The sequence below is a fragment of the Helicobacter sp. T3_23-1056 genome (assembly GCF_053654535.1).
Window position 1 is genome coordinate 173,657 of the sequence record NZ_JBSIUU010000001.1, and the last position, 20,862, is coordinate 194,518.

Annotated in this window: 16 protein-coding genes; 6 read left to right on the forward strand and 10 right to left on the reverse strand. The window is 39.7% G+C overall.

Features of this window, described 5'->3' with window-relative positions:
• Nucleotides 1–9: 9 nt before the first annotated feature.
• The 3 genes from ACWIUO_RS00825 to ACWIUO_RS00835 form a co-directional block, all read right to left on the reverse strand.
• Nucleotides 10–1,374 (reverse strand): MFS transporter, encoded by a 1,365-nt coding sequence (locus ACWIUO_RS00825; RefSeq protein ID WP_454176052.1) that lies wholly within the window; start codon nucleotides 1,372–1,374, stop codon nucleotides 10–12.
• Nucleotides 1,375–1,439: 65 nt separating this feature from the next.
• Nucleotides 1,440–1,751 carry a hypothetical protein gene (locus ACWIUO_RS00830; protein ID WP_454176053.1) on the reverse strand — a complete coding sequence of 104 codons (312 nt, stop codon included), beginning with the start codon at nucleotides 1,749–1,751 and terminating at the stop codon, nucleotides 1,440–1,442.
• 121 nt (nucleotides 1,752–1,872) lie between these two features.
• The gene (locus tag ACWIUO_RS00835; RefSeq protein WP_454176054.1) at nucleotides 1,873–2,040 is read right to left on the reverse strand and encodes a hypothetical protein; all 168 of its coding nucleotides are present in this window, start codon (nucleotides 2,038–2,040) and stop codon (nucleotides 1,873–1,875) included.
• A 104-nt stretch (nucleotides 2,041–2,144) separates the two neighbouring features.
• Here ACWIUO_RS00835 and ACWIUO_RS00840 point away from each other — a divergent pair, with 104 nt between their 5' ends.
• Together ACWIUO_RS00840 and ACWIUO_RS00845 are read left to right on the forward strand one after the other, a co-directional pair.
• Nucleotides 2,145–2,819 carry an amino acid ABC transporter permease gene (locus ACWIUO_RS00840; RefSeq protein WP_454176055.1) on the forward strand — a complete coding sequence of 225 codons (675 nt, stop codon included), beginning with the start codon at nucleotides 2,145–2,147 and terminating at the stop codon, nucleotides 2,817–2,819.
• 27 nt (nucleotides 2,820–2,846) lie between these two features.
• Nucleotides 2,847–3,653 (forward strand): amino acid ABC transporter ATP-binding protein, encoded by an 807-nt coding sequence (locus ACWIUO_RS00845; RefSeq protein WP_454176056.1) that lies wholly within the window; start codon nucleotides 2,847–2,849, stop codon nucleotides 3,651–3,653.
• A 295-nt stretch (nucleotides 3,654–3,948) separates the two neighbouring features.
• Here ACWIUO_RS00845 and ACWIUO_RS00850 read toward each other — a convergent pair whose 3' ends face one another.
• The 7 genes from ACWIUO_RS00850 to secA form a co-directional block, all read right to left on the reverse strand.
• The gene (locus ACWIUO_RS00850; RefSeq protein ID WP_454176057.1) at nucleotides 3,949–5,253 is read right to left on the reverse strand and encodes a peptidoglycan DD-metalloendopeptidase family protein; all 1,305 of its coding nucleotides are present in this window, start codon (nucleotides 5,251–5,253) and stop codon (nucleotides 3,949–3,951) included.
• 185 nt (nucleotides 5,254–5,438) lie between these two features.
• Complete coding sequence (locus ACWIUO_RS00855) at nucleotides 5,439–6,677, reverse strand: hypothetical protein (RefSeq protein WP_454176058.1); 1,239 nt, start codon at nucleotides 6,675–6,677, stop codon at nucleotides 5,439–5,441.
• Nucleotides 6,678–6,807: 130 nt separating this feature from the next.
• Complete coding sequence (locus ACWIUO_RS00860) at nucleotides 6,808–7,041, reverse strand: hypothetical protein (protein WP_454176059.1); 234 nt, start codon at nucleotides 7,039–7,041, stop codon at nucleotides 6,808–6,810.
• Nucleotides 7,042–7,106: 65 nt separating this feature from the next.
• Nucleotides 7,107–8,522: a cation:dicarboxylate symporter family transporter gene (locus ACWIUO_RS00865; protein WP_454176060.1), complete on the reverse strand. Its 1,416-nt coding sequence runs from the start codon at nucleotides 8,520–8,522 to the stop codon at nucleotides 7,107–7,109.
• 826 nt (nucleotides 8,523–9,348) lie between these two features.
• On the reverse strand, nucleotides 9,349–10,479 hold the full coding sequence (gene aroB / locus ACWIUO_RS00870; protein WP_454176061.1) for a 3-dehydroquinate synthase: 1,131 nt from the start codon (nucleotides 10,477–10,479) through the stop codon (nucleotides 9,349–9,351).
• 48 nt (nucleotides 10,480–10,527) lie between these two features.
• On the reverse strand, nucleotides 10,528–11,895 hold the full coding sequence (locus ACWIUO_RS00875; protein WP_454176062.1) for an ABC transporter permease: 1,368 nt from the start codon (nucleotides 11,893–11,895) through the stop codon (nucleotides 10,528–10,530).
• Between the two features lie 233 nt (nucleotides 11,896–12,128).
• On the reverse strand, nucleotides 12,129–14,780 hold the full coding sequence (gene secA, locus ACWIUO_RS00880; RefSeq protein WP_454176063.1) for a preprotein translocase subunit SecA: 2,652 nt from the start codon (nucleotides 14,778–14,780) through the stop codon (nucleotides 12,129–12,131).
• A gap of 337 nt (nucleotides 14,781–15,117) precedes the next feature.
• On the opposite strand from secA, the gene ACWIUO_RS00885 reads away from it, so the two are divergent.
• The 4 genes from ACWIUO_RS00885 to ACWIUO_RS00900 all read left to right on the forward strand — a co-directional run bounded on the left by ACWIUO_RS00885 (nucleotide 15,118) and on the right by ACWIUO_RS00900 (nucleotide 20,836).
• A complete protein-coding gene (locus tag ACWIUO_RS00885) occupies nucleotides 15,118–19,053 on the forward strand; it encodes a type IIG restriction enzyme/methyltransferase (protein ID WP_454176064.1) in 3,936 nt (1,311 codons plus the stop codon).
• 167 nt (nucleotides 19,054–19,220) lie between these two features.
• Nucleotides 19,221–19,664 carry a TaqI-like C-terminal specificity domain-containing protein gene (locus ACWIUO_RS00890; protein ID WP_454176065.1) on the forward strand — a complete coding sequence of 148 codons (444 nt, stop codon included), beginning with the start codon at nucleotides 19,221–19,223 and terminating at the stop codon, nucleotides 19,662–19,664.
• On the forward strand, nucleotides 19,665–20,129 hold the full coding sequence (locus ACWIUO_RS00895) for a hypothetical protein (protein ID WP_454176066.1): 465 nt from the start codon (nucleotides 19,665–19,667) through the stop codon (nucleotides 20,127–20,129).
• Nucleotides 20,129–20,836: an AbiTii domain-containing protein gene (locus ACWIUO_RS00900; RefSeq protein WP_454176067.1), complete on the forward strand. Its 708-nt coding sequence runs from the start codon at nucleotides 20,129–20,131 to the stop codon at nucleotides 20,834–20,836. The genes ACWIUO_RS00895 and ACWIUO_RS00900 overlap by 1 nt, the downstream gene beginning before the upstream one ends.
• Nucleotides 20,837–20,862 lie beyond the last annotated feature (26 nt).

The following is a 20,862-nucleotide window of genomic DNA, read 5'->3' on the forward strand; positions in this document are numbered from 1 at the left end:
CTAAGGTTTTTAAAAGGATTTTATCCCAAAGAGTCGCTTTGAGAGGGCGCACCATAGGATTAGTCCGCAGAGTGCCACGCCACCTAAAAAGACATACGCGCTAAAGTAGCCATAATATTGCGCGAAATACCCACCCACGCCATTGCTTAACGCCCCGCCAAGTTCCCCGCAGGTGAGCGCAAATGCAAGTCCTGCGTTGATATGTCCGCTTCCACGCAAGATAAGCGCGACCACTACGGGCAAAACTACCCCGCTAACCCCCGCTCCAATGCCATCTAAAACCTGCACGACTATCATCGCGCCTATACTATCAAAGTGCGCTGCCACGCCCCCGCGAATGATGAGTGCGAAAAAGCAGGCAAAAAAGAGCCAAAAATAGAGTTTAAATTCTGAATCTTGCGTAGAATTTGTCGCGGGATTTGTCGCTAGATTGATAGAATCTACGCAATTTTGCGGTGGATTTTGAGTAGAATCTTGCGACTTTTTCAACCCCGCCTTATAAGAATCTGCCTTGCAAAAATCCGCCCTGCAAGAATCCAATCTGCGCAAAAATCGCCCGCACAGATACGCCACAAATATCATCGTGCTTTGCGCGATGAGAATGGTAGCTGCGGCATACGCCCCGCTTGAGTCGATTCCTAGTCGTTGCGCTCTTTGGCTTAGTAGCGGGAGCATTGCGGCGTTGCTAAGGTGGAAGCAAAACATTATCACGCTTAAAAATAGCACGCGTTTATCGGTAAATAGCGCGATTAGGCGCGTGGGTTTGGATTTTAGTGTCGCTTCAAAAGTCGCTTCGCTACAAATCTCGCCCCGCGCGGTAAAATCATCGATTGATTCTCGCTTTATAAGTGCCAAAACCACAAGCGAAATCCCGCCAAGCACCGCTGTAATCACAAACACGCTCACAATGCCAAAATACAGCGCAAGACAAAAGCTAAGTGCCGCGCCAAACGCCGTCCCTGCGTGCTTGTAGGCTTCATTTCGCGCCGTTTGGAGCGGATAGTCGCGCACACCGACAATGCCAAGCGTGAGTGCGGCAAACGCAGGGGCTAAAAATACCCCACTAAGCGCGACTAGCCCTTGTGCGATAAGCGTGAAAATAAATGAGGGAAAGAGGTAATTAAGCGTGCAAAATGCGATGATAAGGGCGATAAATGCGCTCATAAGCTCTTTTTTACGCGTGGTTTTATCCACCAAAATCCCGCAAGGCACGCCAAGTGATAGCGCGATAATGTGTGAAATCCCACCGATAAGCCCGACTTGAGATTCGCCAAAGCCATTTTGGAGCAAAAACACGCCCAAAAATGGTCCCAAACCATCGCGCACATCAGCGACAAAGAAATTGAGCCACGCTAAGAGATTACTAGGATTCATAGTCAAAAATCACTTAAATGCGTGGATTTTGCATAGATTTATGCCCAAAATCTATGCGATTTGCGCTATTTTCGCAGTTCATTATAGATTCGCTCTCTTGTTTGGAGTTCCTCTTTCTCGCGCTCATCGCGGAATTTCTGCGTGGCTTTGTGTAAATCGTTGCGTGATTTTGCTTCGATTTGCAGGGCTTTGATTTGAGAATCCACACTTGCGTTTTCAAAGATTTCAGGGGCTATGCCTTTGATATGTGGTAGCTCGCCTTGCGTGAGATGAGCGGGCTTTGGCTCTTTGGGTGGTGTATGCTCGTGTGGCTTAGCGGTGGCATTTATAGCGACAATCGCGCTAGATAGAAGTGTGGTAGCGATGATATGTCTCATAGTTGTCCTTTGCGTTAAAATAGCGCGTTGAAAATAGAGTTGAAACAGCTTTAAAAATGGCGTTGAAATAAACACTATTGTAGCCAAATTTGCTTGCATATTTGGTGCTTTGTAGCGAAATTTACGCGACCTGCCACAGCACATATTTGCCCACTACTTCGCGCAAATGCCAAGCACACAAACGCTTGCAAGCTAAGCCAATTAACAAGATTTTGGTATAATCGCTTTTATGAGAATTTTTACCGATGATAAGACACACTCCCCCGCGACTAAAAACGCTCCAAAACATTGTTTTTGCATTTTTAGACAATAAATATAAAATCACTTCCGCCACAAACGCATTTTGCGTCTATCGCGCATAAAAATTTCTAGTAGATTTTAGGCTATGGATTGATGGATATTTGGACTACTTTTGAGACACTTTTCACGCTACCGACATTGCAAAGACTAGGGCTAGGGCTTTTTGTCAGCTTTTATCTAGCATTTGTGAGTATTTCTCTATCTATCGCGCTAGGGAGTGTGGTGGGGCTAGCGATGATGAGTAGATTTTGGATTTTGCGCGGGGCGATGAAAATCTATTTAGAATCTATGCGGATTATTCCTGTGCTAGCATTGCTATATGTGCTATATTTTGGCTTGCCACAGATTCTAAGTTTAAGCATAGCAAACTACGCCGTAGCTATCATTGCTTTTAGTTTGTGGGGGAGTGCGGAGATGGGCGATTTGGTGCGTGGCGCGCTAGAGAGCATAGATAGGCATTATAGGCAAAGCGCGCTAGCATTGGGATTTACCACCTTGCAGATACAAGTTTTTATCATATTTCCGCTAGCCTTTAAGCGACTTTTGCCAAACCTTATCAATCTTTTTACGCGAATGATAAAAACCACTTCACTTGTGCTTTTTATCGGCATTAGCGATATTTTGCAAGTAGGGAGGCAAATCATCGAGGCAAATAGGGCATTGCTAGAAGCACCATTTATCATTTATGGTTTGATTTTGTGTCTTTATTTTGCGCTATGCTATCCGCTTAGCCTTATAGCCAAAAAGCTAGAATCCAAAGCCTGCTAGCCAAAAAAAAAAAAAACGGAGAATCAAATGCCAACGCCGATTTTAAAAATAGCAAATCTCAAAAAATCTTATGACGCTAAAGAAGTGCTAAAAGGCATAAACTTAGAGCTACACAAAGGCGAAGTGCTATGCCTGCTAGGTCCTAGTGGCTGTGGCAAATCAAGCCTGCTAAGGTGCATAAACGGGCTAGAAACCTTTGAATATGGCGAAATCTATTTAGAATCTAACCTCATCACTTCAGGGCAAAATCCCGCCCCACAGCACAAAGACTTAGATTCTAAAAAATCCACCAAAACAAATTGGAGTAAAATCCGTCAAGACATCGGTATGGTGTTTCAAAACTACGAGCTTTTCCCTCATCTAAGTGTGGAGGAAAATATCTCTCTAGCACCCATAAAGGTGCAAAAACGCGACAAAAAAGAAGTCCTAGAAAAAGCCCACACCCTACTAAGACGCGTAGGGCTAGAATCCTACGCAAAATCCTACCCAAAAACCCTTAGTGGTGGGCAAAAACAGCGAGTGGCGATTGTGCGGGCATTGTGTATGAATCCTAAGATTTTGTTGCTAGATGAAATCACAGCTTCCCTAGACCCAGAGATGGTGCGCGAGGTGCTAGATGTCGTTTTAACGCTTGCAGATGAGGGCAAGACAATGATGATAGTTACGCACGAAATGGGCTTTGCAAAGGCGGTTAGCGATAGAATCGTATTTTTGGATAATGGCATAATACAGCAAGAAGATAGCCCAAGTGAGTTTTTTAATAATCCCAAAACCCCGCGCGCACAGAAGTTTTTGCAAAGTTTTGATTTTAAGCCACGCAAAAATTTGGGCTAGATTTTGTTTTTAAGATTTTATGGATTTGTGTGATTTTTGTATTTTCAATGGTTTTAGAGATTTTAGGATTTTATAGATTTTAGAGGGGGGTTGGATTTTTGGGATTTTGTGGATTTGAAAGCAAAATCTAAATTTTGCGTTTTTTTGTGTTATTTTTGCGTTTTTCTGCACTGATTTTTAATTGTAATAAAATCTGTTGAAATGATTTTGCCGTTGAAATGATTTGCAAGCTAGTTTTGGGCTAATTTGGATTTTTTTGTGCTTCGTTAGATTTGCTACTAGATTCTCCGCTAGATTATTCATTAGTTTTGTCATTAGTTTCGTTATTTGGATTTTCCTGCGTATTTTCTACCTCTTCAAAGATTTGGTCAAAAATTTGCGCATTTTGGCTAAAAACCTCAAAATCCCTACCCTCAAACTTCACTTGCTCCACTATGCCTAAAATCCGCTTTTGTAGCTCCCCTGCTAGCTCCAAAAATCTCTCTTTTTCTTTGCCACTTAGCTCACTTGCTACGGTGCGGATTCGCTTTAGCGGGTCGATTGGCTGATTTAGCTTGTATAGCCCAAAATGCAAATGCGCCCCCGTGCTTAAACCACTAGAACCTACCCTGCCTATGAAAGTCCCTGCTTTTACCTGCGCTCCGATGCGCGTGTTTATCGCGCTTAGATGCGCATATAGCGATTTGATTCCGCCATTATGCGCGATTTCGATGACTTTGCCATAGCCTCCGCGCACGCCTGCATAGGTTACCCTACCCGCCGCAGTCGCCCTCACAGGCGTCCCAGCACTCGCCACATAATCCACCCCATAATGCGGACGGACAATCTTTAGCACAGGGTGCTTTCTCCCTAGCGAAAATCGCGATGAAATGCGCGTATAGCTCACGGGAGGGACAAAGTGAAATCCAGCCATTTCCTTGCCATTTGCGTCATAGTAGTTTCCATTTGTGTATTGAAACACAAAAAGAGGCTTTTTTGCCACTTCTATCATACTTGCCTTTATATCAGGGCTACCATAGGGCGCACCCAAGCGATAATCCCGCTCATAAAGGATAGATAGTTTGTCGTCTTTATGCATCATAGTCGCGGGACTTCTAGCAAAAATATTTGAAAACTCACCTGCTAGCACTCTGTCATTTGTCGCGTTTATGATGTCGATATATGGGGAGTTTTGCACCTTTAGCGTTAGCACTTGTTCTTTTTTAAAAGACGCGATGGGGATAAAATCTAGCACAAACTCATCATTATGCTTGTAGATATGGATTTGCGCGCTATTGCTGATAGGGATAAGCGCGTGGAGCAAATCCCCATCATCATTTCTAAGCGTGTAATAAGTCGCGTTTGCTTTGACTTCTGCGGTTAGCTCTTTGTCTTGTGATGGGAGGTTGTAATATAATTTTATAGGGATTAGATTTTGCTCAAAAAATCCTAGCAAAGTTAGCCCATTTGCCCAAGATAGCCTCTCGCCAACCGCACCAAAGCTAACATTAGCAAATAAAAAAATAGCAACTAAGCAAAATCTAGCGCGATAAAAATAGGCTAAGGGTTTGAAAATACGCAAGTGATAAAAGCTAGATTTACAACAAGAATGATTAGACATTTTTTCTCTTTTTTTATGTTTTTTTGCGTGTTTTAGATTTTGGCATTTATGAAAACAAATGCCAAAAATTTCAAAAATTGCCAAAAATTAAAAATGTAAAAAAGCGATTTTACCCAATTTGTGCTAATTTATGTAATATTTGACTTGCAAAGGATTGCAAAATCAAAATCTCACATTTCTAAAATCTAATCGCTAGAATCTTGCTTCATTTGATTTTTGTTAAATTGTTTTTGGACTTCTTTTTGTATGGCTTTGCATAGCGGAGTATGATTTGTGGGGGATTTTATGATATTGCCTTGTGCTATTAAGACACATACTTGTTTGTCATTTACATACAACCACTCTTGGTCTATGTCTATTTTTTCAATGCAGAGTTTTTGGGAATTTTTATCCAAATACTTAGATATTTGACAAAATCCCTCACTAAACATCTCATTTACAATATCTTTGACATTAGCCCTCTTGGCACTTAAGGCTAGGGCGTATTTTGCCAAATATAGTTCGCCCAAATACCAGCGGGCAAAATGCGTGATAAAACTTTCGAGAATTGCATTGCTATCTATATCAAATTCTGCCTTCAAATCATCAAATTGTTTTTTACTAGGATTTGTAAGGATTAGATTTTCATAATTTAGCCCTTTAAGTATTGTAGAGATTTCATCGCTTTTTATAGATTTTAGTAAGATATAGCGTTCATATCCTTGAAATCCAAAATCAGCTATTTCTTTTAGCTTTGCTTGATTTTTGGGAGTTTTTAGCGCGTTGTAAGCATTATCTAGCAAAAAAAGTTCTGTTGGGTGTCCGCAAGAAAGTTCCATACATACTTCATTGTTGAGGGGTTGGATAAATATTATCCCCAAAATCTCATCTCCACCGCTTAATATAAACCGCTCCTGCTCACCAAAAAATTCATTTACTAGCGTTGTTATTTGCTCATATTTTTTACTCTTGCTTTGGTTGTTATAAACCTCACTAGCAAAAAATTCCTCATCATAAAAATTAGCCAACATATAAAATAACCAAATTCGTTGGGCTTTTTGATAGTTTGTGATAAAGTCATTGATTAGTTTTTGTATTTCTTGCGGTTGTATTTCTTGTAATTCTTTTGATTGTGTTTCTTTTGATTGCATTTCTTGCGTGTATTTTGATAGTTTTTGTATTTCTTGTTGGGCTATGTTTTCAAGCGTGGTATTAAACCTAAAATGCTCTTTTTGATATGTTTTTATTAGTTGGAGGATTTTTAGTTGCGGGGTGTCATAAAATGCTTTAGAATCTTTGAGTGCAAAATCTTTTTTAGATTTTAGCTCTTGTGGGATTTCTTTTTTGATTCTCGCTTCTCTAAATAACGGCTCAAAATCGCTTAATTCCACCGCTTGTGCAAAAAGCGTGAAAATCGCGCAAGCAAAGATTATGTTTTTTGTCATTTATAAATCCTTTTGCCAAAAAGATTCTATTTTGATTCTTTGGAAGTCTCTGAATCGATTTTTTTTAGAAGATAAAACACGGGACCAAAAAGCGCAATCGCTGAAGCTATAAACAATATCAAACCATTTATCATTTTGCATTCTCCAATTTTTTAGAAAATTTTAAATACTGATTGATGACAAAAGCTAGTCCCACACAAAGCAAAAATAACGCCACAATGCCTAATATTGTTTGTAACCTTGAAAATCCATTGTCTATATGGATAATAATATACCCAAATATCCCAAAAATCGCTGTCATAAACGACACAAGCATCGCACGCAATGTGTCTATGTGTGATTTGATACTATCTTTTTCATTCATAGTGTGGATTGTAACATATTTTTGCTTACATATTTGCTATGGCTAACATCGCTTTTAGGATTTTCTTACAACACCCGAAATTCTTCAGGGTTATCAAGCGCGTAGCGGAATCTCTCCATATCCACGCGTTTATCCCAAATGCTTACCATTACGCACGCTACGACATTTCCGCAGAGATTGCCCACGCTTCGCATATCGCTTAAAAATTTATCGATTCCAAGTATGGCTGCCACCGTTACAGCAGGGATTAGGTGCGAGCCATCGCCCATCGTAAGCGCGGAGAGTGTCCCTGCTAGCACGATAAACCCGCTTCCCGTTACGCCCACCGCGCCCTTAGAGCTTATCATCAAAATAAGAATTAGCGTGATAGTCTGCTCTATGGTGATAGGAATGTCAAAGGCTTGAGAGAGGAAAATCACCGCTAGACTTAGATAAATATTTGTCGCGTCCAAATTAAAGCTATACCCCACAGGCATCACAAGCCCCACGCTTGCCTTTTGGATTCCCGCTTTTTCGAGCTTGCGCATTAGCGGGGCTAGCGCAGTCTCAGAGCTAGAAGTCGCAAAGACGACTAGCACTTCTCTATACACAAAGCGCATTAGCTTAAAAATGTTGATTTTGCCAAGCAAACAAATAAGCCCCAAAATCACAAAGATAAAGGCAAGCACGGCAACTGCCATAGTGAGAAGGAGCTGTGCCATACCGCCAATAGAGGCAAAGCCAAACTTAGCGATTAAGAAAGCCATCGCCCCAAATGTCGCTAATGGCGAATACCAAATCAGCGCGGTTAGGACTTTGAAAAATGTCTCTTGCATAGATTCTAAGTAGTTTAACGCCTTTTCCTTTATCGCGGGGCTTGTGAAACTTAGCACGATTGCCACGCAAATCGCCATCACAAGCACTTGGAGGATTTTGCCCTCGACAAATGGCGTGATAGGGTCGTGGGGAATCGCTGTTTTTAAAATGTGCAAAATCTCTCCACCTGCGCTACTTGGCATACTTGAGCCCTGCGCGATATAGCCCGCCACATCTCCAGAATCAAGCGACTCGACTTTTAAGTGCATTCCCTGACCCGGCTTAATAATCTCGCCAAAAAGCACGCCAATCACTAGCGCAAAGGTGCTTACCACCTCAAAATAAATCAGCGTCTTTAGCCCCAAACTCCCCAAAGTCTTTAAGTCCTCTAAGCGCGTGATTCCTGTGATAATGGTAAGGAAAATGATAGGTCCCATTAAAAGTTTTAGCCCTTTGATAAAGGGGTCAATGGTGTAAGCCTTGCTCTCAATGCTAAAATGGTAGAAAAAGCTGATTATGCCGTTATTTGTGGCATTTGGCGTGGCGTCATAAAAGCTCCCAATGCTCCCAAACACCACGCCTAAAAATATGCCAATAAACACCCAAAACACAAGGCTTCTCGCAATGCCTTTGCTCATTTGTTGCTTTTGTTTGTAGCTGCCTTGTTTGTGTGTTTTTGTAAGCATTTGCACCCCTTTGTTTTAAGCATTATTTTGCTTAGTTGCGTAGTTTTTTGTCAAGCATTTTTGTCTTTGCACGCGATTTGTATAAATCGTGTTTTGCACGAAATTTTGTGCAAAAAATTTTATGCAAAAAACTTTGTGCAAGAAGTTTTTGTGTAAAGTTTTTTGTGTAAATTGTAGGCTTTTACACAAAACAATGCAAGAAAAAAATACAAAATCATCACAAAATCTTAATAAATTTGTATTTTTTACTAACATTTGTGCAAAGCAAAATATCCAAAACCTAGTAAGCGCACGCGATTTTATAAAATAGCTAAATGCTAAAATTTCGCATATTTAAGACTTAAAATGGTTTTAAAACAATATCGTATAAACAAACAAAAATAGATTGCCACGCGTGGCATAAGCCACGCTCGCAATGACAATTTGTTATTATCATACGGAGGTTTCGCAAGAAACCGAAGTATCCAAAATTTTTGCAAAATCTCATTAGATTTCAAATTTGCATTATTTGCGCATTTTTGCGTTTGTTGTAAAAAATTCGTTGTTTGCTTTGATATTTTGCTTGCGTTTAGTATGGTAAATCATTCCGTCATTGCGAGATTTTGCGACTTTGTCAAAAAGGCTAAAATCGTGGCAATCTATTTATTGATTTTGCCAAAAGCGTGTTTTTGACATTTTATAACGATAAATTGCTAAGCAAATCTTACGACTTACCCACAATGACAAAAAAGCCTTTTTTGCAAAATTTGCAAGATTTGTAAAATATACAAAATATGCAAGATTTGCAAAATATGTTTTGCATAAAAAGCCACTTTGCCAAAAATGTTTAGCTAAAATCCCTCAACACCTCCAAAATCAACTCTTTATCTATATCATCTTTTATATCCACGCCACCGATTCCGCGTGGCAGGACAAGCGTGATTTTGCCACCTTTGGATTTTTTATCCAAAAATAGCTTTTCATAAAATTCCTCCACATTTTTGATTTTGTATTCAAAATCTAGCCCAAATTTATCTAGCAAGTTATTGATTTGTGCGACTTCATCACGCGATAGATTGCCTATTTTCAAAGCAAGCGCGTTTGCAATACGCATACCCATAGCCACCGCTTCGCCGTGCAAAAACTGCGTGTAGTTGGTTAGATTTTCGATAGCGTGCCCAAAAGTATGCCCATAGTTTAGAGCTGCGCGGATTCCCGCTTCTGTTTCGTCTTTTTGCACCACGATAGATTTTAGCTCTATGGCGGTTTGGATATGGGGTGCAAGCGCGTTTAGCACGCTATCATCTAGCGAGCTTGAAATGTCAAAATCAAAAGATTCTAGCCCCAAAAATGCGTTTTTATCAAAGCAAGTAGCGATTTTTATCATTTCGGCTATGCCTGCTTGCACTTCGCGCAGGGGCAAAGAGCGCAAAAAATGCGTATCGACAAAGACAGCCTTTGGCTGATGAAAAATCCCCACTAGATTTTTGCCATAAGCGTTGTTTATGCCACATTTTCCGCCCACAGAGGCATCGACTTGGGCTAGCAAAGTCGTAGGAATGCTAATAAAGCCAATCCCACGCTCATAGATTCCGCTTGCAAAGCCCACTATGTCGCTTACTATCCCGCCACCTAGCGAAATCATAAGCGATTTTCTATCTAGCTTGTGGCAAAAAGCAAAATCCAAAATCCCCTCTATGCTTGCCATATTTTTATGCACTTCGCCTTCTTTTATGCAGTGCGTGAAAATCTCACAAGATTCCCATTTTTTAGCATTTGCACCGCACGCTACACTTGCGCTATGCAAGGCATTTTCAACATAGGGCAAGTAGAGATTTTTTATCACTTCATTTGTGATAAGCAAAATCTTTGTTGGCTTTAGATTTGCTAGCGTAGAGCGCAGATTTTCACACAAAGGGGCTATGTGGATAGGGTAGCTAAAATCTTGTTTTTGTAGTTGTAGTTGGAGGGTTGGCATTTATGCTCCTTAGATTTTGTGGTTTTGGTGTGTGATATTATGCAAAATCTATTCGTTTCTTAGCACCGTCAAAGCATCAATCTCTGAAGCCTTTTTGGCAGGATAAAACGATGATAAACACACGATGACGCTAGCCCCCAAAATCGTAGCGACAAAATCAAATACACTTAAATCAAGCGGTAATTTGCTAACGCCATACACATCAGCAGGCAGGCTAATGATAGGAAAAGTATCTAGCACCCACAGCACCACTCCGCTAAGCACCACGCCAAAAATGATTCCACAAAATCCAATGCTAATGCCTAAATAAAAAAAAGTCTTTTTGATTTCTTGCTTGCTAGCCCCTAGACTTAGTAGCAGGGCGATTTCTTTCCTGCGATTCATCACCACCATTAGTAGCGAGCTTATGATATTTAGGCTTGCCATTAGGATTATTAGCATTAGCACGATAAAAAGCACATTTTTTTCCAAATCCATTGCCGCAAAAAGATTGGTATTTTTTTGCCACCAGCCCTCTATGCCGTATTTTCCGCCATAGATTTTGCTGATTTCTAGCCCCTTTTGTGAGTCCAAAAATTTGCGCAAATCCACAATATCTTCCATAGGTTTTGCCGAATGAATATGAATGCCATCAAAAATATCAGTCGAGCGGTTTTTTATCGCTGCGATAGCCTCTAGATTTGCATACATATACGCGCTATCATAGGCACTTATCCCAGAGCTAAACCCACCAAAAAGGCTAAATCGCTTCATCGTGGGGCTTAGCACTAGCCCTGTGGGCTCTAGTCGCGTGAAATACAGCGTGATTTTATCGCCACTCTCCAAAAAATGAGAATCTATGAGCGAATTTCCCACGATAATGCCAAAGCGATTTTGGCTAAAAGATTCTAAGGCGGGGGAAATATCCTCCAAAACAGAATGTAGATTTTGCCTCTCAAATGGATTTTGGTAGCCTCTAGGCAAAAACGCACCTGCAAACACGGGATTTATCTTTGCTTCTCTTTGTGGCTCTATGCCAAATACGATTCCAGCTTCCATCGCACCATTGATTTTAGCGACACTTTGGGCAGAGATATAGGGGCTAAATGATAGGTTTGGAAAATGCGATTCTAGCGCGTTTAATAGCTCTCGTGGCACGCCAGAGCGATTTAGCGAATGAAGGGTTAGCGGGTAGCTCATCACAAAAAGTCGCTTTTCAAATTCCTTGCTCATTCCATTCATTATCGCCATTGCGACAATTAGCACCATAACGCCTATGCCAATGCCTAAAAACGCCAAAATCGCCGTGATAGAAATAAATGGCTGTGATTTATCAAAGCGCAAAAATTTGCGGTGCAAAAATGCGGGCAGGGATTTTATGTTGGTTAGGTTGCTTAAATGTGGCTTTGCAATGTTTGTGTGGTTTGTGTTTTGCATTTTCTTACTTTTAGATTTTGGGGTTAGATTTTGGCTAGGTTTTTCCTAGATTGTCGTTTTTGGTTTTTCATTTTTGGATTCTTGTTTTTGGATTTTGCTTTTTTGGATTTTATCGCTAGGTTTTTGTGAAACGCCCAAATGCCCAAACGCCATAAATTAGCAGGCTTTGGAGGGCAAACTAAAATCTAGCGCATTTTTTCTAGCATTATTTGTCTAGCGTTGTTTGGCTAGCATTATGTCGCTAGCATTCCTTTTTTTGGTCCGCTTTTTCCGTGGCAAAGTTTGTATTTTTTGCCACTTCCACAGGGGCAGGGCTCGTTTCTTGCGACTTTGCGTCCAAATGGCTTAGAATCCCCGTTTGCGCGATTTTGCGCGCTAGCCTCATCGGTATTGTAAGCTAGCTCATTTTCAGGCGTTTGCAAATCCTCGATGATTTCTTGGGTTTGCTCGCTAGAATCTTTTGTTTCCACTAGCTCGATTATATGAAGCATTTTGATAGCTTGGTATTTTATGGATTCTATTAGCTCCATAAAGAGATTGTAGCTTTCTTTTTTGTATTCGACAAGGGGGTCTTTTTGGTTGTATCCGCGCAGTCCTATGCCCGTTTTTAGCGTATCCATCGTGTAGAGATGCTCTCTCCACTCATTATCTAGCACTTGGAGATATATGATTCGCTCAATCTCATTTTTGCGATTTGGCGGGAGCTTTGCCATTTTGGTTTCATATTCTTGCTTTATCGCACTTAGCACTTCATCAAACAATGCCAACTCGTTTGCAGAATCTAGCATTGAAATATCACCCTCAAACCCAAACTCATCTTGCAAGACTTTGCTAAGGGAATCTAGCGCGATAGAGCCATCTTCGCTATTTGCCCTCACTTGCTCAAACGCCCTCTCTAACGCAAGCGTGCGATTTTGCTCCACGCGCTCACTCATATCAAAATCGCTATCTAGCAATTCATTGCGAAATTTATACACGCTTTTTCGTTGCTCATTTGCGACATCATCGTATTCTAGCAGGTGTTTGCGGGATTCAAAATGTAGATTTTCCACCTTTTTTTGCGCATTTTGCACCGAGCGGGTTACTAGCCCTGATTCGATATGTTCGCCATCTTTTAGCCCTAGCTTTTCCATAATCCCTTTTAGCTTATCGCTACCAAAAATCCTTAACAGCGAATCCTCTAAACTCAAATAAAATTGACTTACCCCGGGGTCGCCCTGCCTGCCACTTCGTCCGCGTAGTTGATTGTCGATTCTGCGTGATTCGTGTCGCTCCGTGCCGATTATGTATAGTCCGCCTAGATTTTTGACTTCATCGTTTATTTTTATATCTACGCCCCGCCCTGCCATATTTGTAGCGATTGTTACGCTACCTTTTAGTCCTGCGTCTTTGATGATTTCAGCTTCTTTGGTGTGTTGTTTGGCGTTTAGCACGGTGTGGGGGATTTTTTGTTTTTTTAGTAGTTCGTGCAAAAGTTCGCTTTTTTCGATACTTGCCGTGCCGACAAGCACGGGTTGCCCTTTTTTGTAAAGCTCTTTGATTTTTTCTAGCACCGCGTTAAATTTCTCTCTCTCGCTTTTATAAATCAAATCATTCAAATCTTTCCGCAAAATCGGCACATTTGTAGGGATTGAGATGACTTCTAAATTATAGATTTGCAAAAACTCACTAGCTTCAGTTTGTGCCGTGCCTGTCATACCTGCTAGCTTGTCATAGAGGCGAAAATAGTTTTGGAAAGTGATGTCTGCTAGGGTTTGGCTTTCTTCTTTTATCTGCACGCCCTCTTTTGCTTCTAGTGCTTGGTGCAATCCCTCACTAAACCTTCTCCCCTCGCTTAGTCGCCCTGTAAATTCATCTACGATTATGATTTCATCGCCATTTTCTCCACCCTGCACGACATAGTCTTTGTCTTTAAAAAACAAATAATTTGCCTTTAATGCTTGGTCTAGGTGGTGCGATAGTGCGGCATTTTCTATGCTGTATAGATTTTCTACGCCAAAATGCTCTTCAGCTTTTTTGATTCCCTCTTCTGTGATTAAAATCACGCGGTTTTTTTCATCGATAGTAAAATCCACCTCCGCTTTTAGCTTTTTTGCGACATTATCTGCGGATTGGTAGTTTTCCATTTTGCGATTTGCAGGACCTGAAATGATAAGCGGTGTGCGCGCTTCATCGATAAGGATAGAATCCACCTCATCGATAATCGCATAGGCGTGGTGCTTTTGGACTTTGGATTCTAGGTTGTATTTCATATTATCACGCAAGTAGTCAAATCCAAACTCATTATTTGTGCCATAGACAATGTCTTTTGAGTAGGTTTCTAGTCGCTCCACATCGCTTTTGTCCGCGCTAGTGATGACCCCCACGCTAAATCCCAAAAACTCATATAGCGCGCCCATATCGCTTGCATCTCTTGCTGCTAGGTAGTCATTTACCGTTACGATATGCACGCTAGAGCCACTTAGGGCGTTTAGACACACGGCAAGCGTGGCTACGAGGGTTTTTCCCTCCCCTGTTTTCATCTCTGCGATTCTCCCGTCATTTAGCACCATTCCACCGATAAGCTGGACATCAAAATGTCTCATACCAAGCGTGCGCACGCTTGCTTCACGAGTGATAGCAAAGCATTCTTCAAGCACAGAATCAAGCGCGTAAGCCAACGCCTTTTTAGAATCCAAATTGCCGTGTTTATCGGTTTTTGAATGCGATTGTATGCTTTCTTGCACGCGTGTTTTTAGCGCGTTAAATCGCGCTTGCAATTCGCTATCGCTAAGGGATTTTAGGCTAGGCTCTAGGGCGTTTATGGATTCTACTTTTTTGCGATATTTTTTTACAAGCTTGTCATTGCGCGAGCTAATGATAGTGCTAAATATGGTTTTAAGCATCGTGTAGCCTTATGTGTGGGATTTGATTTTGTAGATTTGCTTTTTTGTGTGGCAAAATTTATAAAATCCAAATTATAGTCAAAATATCTTTAATCCGCGTTTAATGCAAAATTTTTGTGCCTTGCGTGTCATAAATGCGCCTTAAAGTGTGCTTTGCATAAAATCTATTTTGCTAATCCTCTTTGCAATAAGTCAAACTAAGGCATTAAAATCTTGCAAAAATATCTTATAATATTTCAAAATGTTTGCTACTTTTGCGTGGTTTTAAAAGCGTGGTTTTAAATGTATTTAGCGCAAAAAGCAAAATCAAAACAAAGTTATGAAATCAAGGAAAAATATGGATTTTGTGTATCAAAGCGTAAGTGAATTTGTGGGGATTGAGTTATATGGCGAGATGAGTTTGGAGGGGTTTGAGGCTTCTTTGCGCTCTATGCTAAAATCCGCCACAAAAGCAAGTGCACAAAGCGATTCTAGCGAGGAATTTCAAAAAAATCTCATCATTAAATTTTTGCGTGAGAATTTTGGCTATGAGTGCAACACGCTAGGCAAGGCGGATTTAGCCATTTATGATGAGGGCGTGGCAAAGGTGCTTTTTGAGGTAAAATCTACCCAAAATAAAGCCGAGTTTGTGAAATCGCCAAATTTGCACTCCGATTCGTCATTGCGAGAATCTGCGACAGCAGATTCGTGGCAATCCAAATCAAGCAAATCCAAAAAGCAAGGCGAATCAATGACCCAAAAGCGAATCGATAAATCAAATCAATCCGCAGATTCGCCTTTGCAATATTGTGATTCACATAATGCCGATTCGCGTGATTTGGATTGCTTCGTTGCACTTCGTGCGCCTCGCAATGACGCGTGGAATCTTTGTTCAAAGGCATTTTATGAATCCATTTTATACTTTTTGCGTGAATTTCACAAAAAGAAAAACAACAACATAAAGCATATTATTTTATGCACGGCGAGAGAATTTTATGTCATCAAAGCACAAACTTATCACACGCTTTTTATCGCAAATGCCAACAAAGCGGCTCAAAAGCGCATAGACACCGCGTATAAAAATTGCGATTTACATCAAGGCAATGACACCAGCACACGCAAATTTTATGATGAGATTGAATCTATCGTGCGCGAAATGAGCGACACGCTAGAATTTTGCTATATAAATATCGAAATGATTTTAGATTCGATAGATTTGTCGGATTTACGCGAATCTAATAAATCTAGCGAATCTACCCACAAATCTAGCCTAGATTTAGCAGATTTTCACAAACCCAAAACAAATTCAGCAGATTTTCACAAATCAAATCCAAAATCCAAGCAAGATTCTCACATATCCAAACAAAATCTAGCCCTATTTTACGCACTTTTTTCGCCAAATTCACTTTTGCAAATCCCACGCTATATCGATGCAAATACGCTAAATGAGCGATTTTACAAAGAGTTGCTTTATCTTTTGGGATTAAAGCAGGTTGAGACAAATGGCAAGGTGATTTTAAAGCCAGATTCTACGCCAAACGCGCTATTAGATTTAGTCCAAGACACATTTGCCGACAAACTCCCAAGCGATATAGATGAAGCCTTTGAATCCCACATTTTCCCGCTACTAATGCTATGGAATAATCGCATTTTATTTTTGCGTCTGTTAGAATCAATGCTGCTAAATTTCAAACACATTGAAAAGCCGTTTTTACACATTGAAGTTTTGAGCGATTTTAGCGCGCTATCCACGCTATTTTTCAAAGTCATAGCGGTGAAAGAACGCACCGAGATTCCGCAAAATCTATCCCAAATCCCCTATCTAAATTCTAGCCTTTTTGAAAAAGGCGAGTTAGAATCACAAGGCTTTGAAATCGCAATGCTAGAATCAAAGCTCCTAAAAATCGCGCCTGATTCGATATTGCGCCGAGATAGTGCGCAAAATGCGATTTACAAAAGCATAAATGAATTGCCATTTTTGGAATATCTCTTTGCGTTCCTCCACGCGTATAATTTCACCACGACTCCAAAGGACATTGTAGATTTTGCCAAAACTAACCACGATAAACTGATAAATTCTGCTGTTTTAGGACTTGTATTTGAAAAGCTAAATGGCTACAAAGAGGGGAGTTTTTTCACACCTAGCTTTATTACAAGCTATATGTGTGCGCAAAGTATCCGCAAAATCGTGGTAGCGAAGTTTAATGAAGCAAATCCAAAATGGCAATGCGAAACCATAGCCGACATAGAATACGAAATCCACCGCGAAATCCGCACCGCTAGAAACGCCAAAGATACCCCACCCCAACCCCTCCCGCAAGGGGAGGGGCTTAAAAACGCAAAAAATACCCCCTCCCTTGCAAAGAAATTTTCAAGAAATACCCCCTCCCTTGCGGAGAATTTTTCAAAAAATACCCCCTCTCAAAATGAAATTGTGGCGGAGGGGGATAAATGGGGAGAGTCGTCATTGCGAGGGAGCGAAGCGACCGAAGCAATCCACAATCAAAGCATAGATTGCCACGAATCTGCAACTTTTGACAAAGTCGCAGATTCTCGCAATGACAAAAATAAGCGTATTGATTCCACAAGCGCAATCCTAGCCAAGCATAACCGCACTTTTTTAAGCATTCACATTTGCGACCCAGCGGTAGGGAGCGGACACTTCCTAGTCTCCGCGCTAAATGAGCTAATCGCTATAAAGCACGAGTTAGGATTGTTGCTAGATACGCAGGGCAAGCGATTGCGCGACATTGATTTGAGCCTAGAAAATGACGAACTCATCATCAAAGATTTTAGTGGCAAAATCATCGACTACACTATCCCAGCCCACGAAAATATCGAATCCCACATAATCCAAAAAGCCATTTTCCACACCAAAAAAGAATTGATAGAAAATTGCCTTTTTGGCGTGGATATAAATCCTAGCTCGGTAGAGATTTGCAAACTTCGCTTGTGGATAGAACTACTAAAATACAGCTACTATGAAAATATCGCCACGCGTGAGCTTCAAACCCTCCCAAATATCGATATAAACATAAAATGTGGCAACTCTCTCATAAGTCGATTTGCCCTGCAAGATAGCCTGCGACATATCCCAAATATCGCTCAAAAAATACGCGAATATCAAAATCTAGTCTTTGAGTATAAAAACTCCGATAAAAGCGAGCTAAAACCACGCAAAAAAGACATAGAATCTAAAATCCAAAATCTAAAAGCCACATTTCGACTAACGCTAAAAGACCCAAAAACCAAAAAAGAGCTAGAAAAAGCGATACAAAATCATATCCGTGATTTTGGGAATTTTTTGCTTGATGATGATAGCTTGCTAGATGGGCTAAATGGGCGAATGGGAAATCTTTTTGCAGAGACAAAACTAAATGAAAACGAGCAGGCAAAAGCAGCGATAAGCTATGCAAATATCAAGCTACTGCGACATAGGCTAGATTCTGTGCTAAGTGGCGCGGAGTATAAAAACGCGTTTGAATGGAGGTTTGAATTCCCCGAAGTTTTGGATAGCAACGGGGATTTTATGGGATTTGATTTGGTGATAGGAAATCCACCCTATATCCGCCAAGAGGAAATCAAAGAGCTAAAACCACACTTACAAAAAGCATTTAGCATTTTTGCAAGCACGGCGGATATTTTCACATATTTTTATGAGAAGGGATTAGGACTGCTAAAAGAGCGTGGCATTTTACACCTAATCACTAGCAATAAATTCTGCCGTGCTGGATATGGAAAAAATCTGCGTAAGTTTTTGCTTGAATCTACCACGATTTTGGATTTTGTGGATTTAAACGGCATAAAAGTCTTTGACAAAGCTACCGTGGATACTTGCATAGTAAATCTACTCAATGCAAAACCTCCAAAATCACACATTATAAACTATGTCGATTCAATGCAGGTTCGCAAGGCAAATGAAATCCAAAGTGATGAAGTAGCCAAATCCAAAAAAGCAAAAAGAGAAATAAGCCTGCTAAATCTCACTTACACGCCAATCCCACAAAATTCGCTAAATGCCGAAGCATTTATTTTTGCAGATTCACACACCATAGATTTAAAACAAAAGATTGAAAAAATCGGCACGCCTTTGAAAAAATGGGATATTAAAATCTATCGTGGCGTTTTGACAGGCTACAATGAAGCCTTTATCATCGACACTGCGACAAAAGAAGCGATTTTAGATTCGTGCAAATCTAGCGCAGAGCGCAAACGCACAGAGCAAATCATAAAGCCCATTTTGCGCGGACGAGACATCAACACTATTCGTATCAATGGGCAAATCTATGGCTAATAAACACGCATAATGGCTACACTACGCAAGACGGCAATAAGATTCCGCCCATTAAAATCGCAAAATACCCCGCATTAAAGGCGCATTTTGATAGACAAATAAAAGATACGAGAAAAAAAGGCAAAGGCTTATTTGATAGAGACGACAAAGGCATAACGCCGTATAATTTGCGAAATTGTGCGTATTTGGAGGATTTTGAGAAAGAAAAGATTGTGTGGGCTGAAATGACAAAAGAATCGTGTTTTATTTATGATACAAGCGGATTTTTCATAAATCAAACTTGCTATTTTATCCCCAATGCAAATAAATATCTTTTGGCTTTGCTAAATTCAAAATTGATTTATTTTTATATACAGCAAATCGCTAGTGGATTAGGCGATGGCGCGTTTAGATGGATAAAACAATATATCGAAAAAATCCCTATCCCCAAAATAGATTCCAAAAACCAAAAAATCGCTGATAATATTATCAATCTTGTAAATGAAATTTTAGAATCCAAAGCCAAAGATTCCACCGCAAACACCGCCAAACTAGAATCCAAAATCGATGATTTGGTATTTGAATTGTATAATTTAGACACAAAAGAGATTAAAATTGTAAAAGAGAGCTAAATGGAAAATAAGATAGGCATATTGCAAAAGCATATAAATGAGTGCAAAGAAATACTTGCCAAAAATAATCCAAAAGAAGCAGCAGAAATAATAGAAACAATAGGACGAGCTTATTATTATGAAAATGATGATTTTGGCATAAGACCAGCGCACGATAAATTTGGTAACACAATCTATGAATCTAGTGAAAATTTAAAAAATCTTAAATGTTTGATTACACAAATGGAAATTAGGCTTGGAGAATATATTGACGAAAACAGCATTCAAACACAAGAAAAATCATCATCAACTATCAATAATATACAGCTTGGAAACAACAATAAAATCATAAATTCAAACATAAACAATGAAATCGTGGATACAAAAAACTCAAATCATAAAATTTCTATGATTAGACAAATTATTGTTGGTGTTATAGTGGCTATTGTGGCGGGTGTTATATTGTTTTATTTAGGGATTCAATAATGGCAAAAAGTAAAATTATAAAGCAACTTGTAAATAATGAAATAACCACAAAACAAGCGTTAGAGCGAATGTTGATTTTGGCAAAAGATATTAAAGATAAAAATTTAGAGAAATGGATAAAAAGCGAGATTCAAGGATATGGAAAAAATGAAGTGATACCAAAATACAGAAAAATTCCTATTTGTTATGTGGGAACTTACAGAACGCAAAGTGTTATGGGGCTTAGTATTGTAGGTGGTGTGCATAAAAATGCTATGTTGCCAACTTTATTTTTAGATAATAAGTCTCAAAAAGAAAAAGATGAGTTCTTTAATAAATTTATTGACATATCAATAGAAATGCTAGAACAAATCATCAAAGACAAAGAGGAAGTTGCAGAAGTGCTGAATCCAAAGCTTTTTCAAATATTTCAATATAAGACAAATATAGAGGTATTAAGTGCCAAAAAAGTGTTTGATAGAATTTATCTAAGCAAAATTGTAGAAAAAGTTAGAGTAAAGATTTTAGATATTTTAGTTGAACTTGAAAAAGAATTTGGTTGCCTTGATGATTTGGATATTGACATAGAAAACAAAGGCAAAAAAGAGAAACAAGAAATATATAACATTATAAAGGTTATTATCCAAGACAATCATATAGAAAATAATATTGAAATAGGGGATAATAACGAAATATTAGATTCTACAATTACAAATAAAAATTGCTAATTTTTGCATTATTTGCAAATATAGTA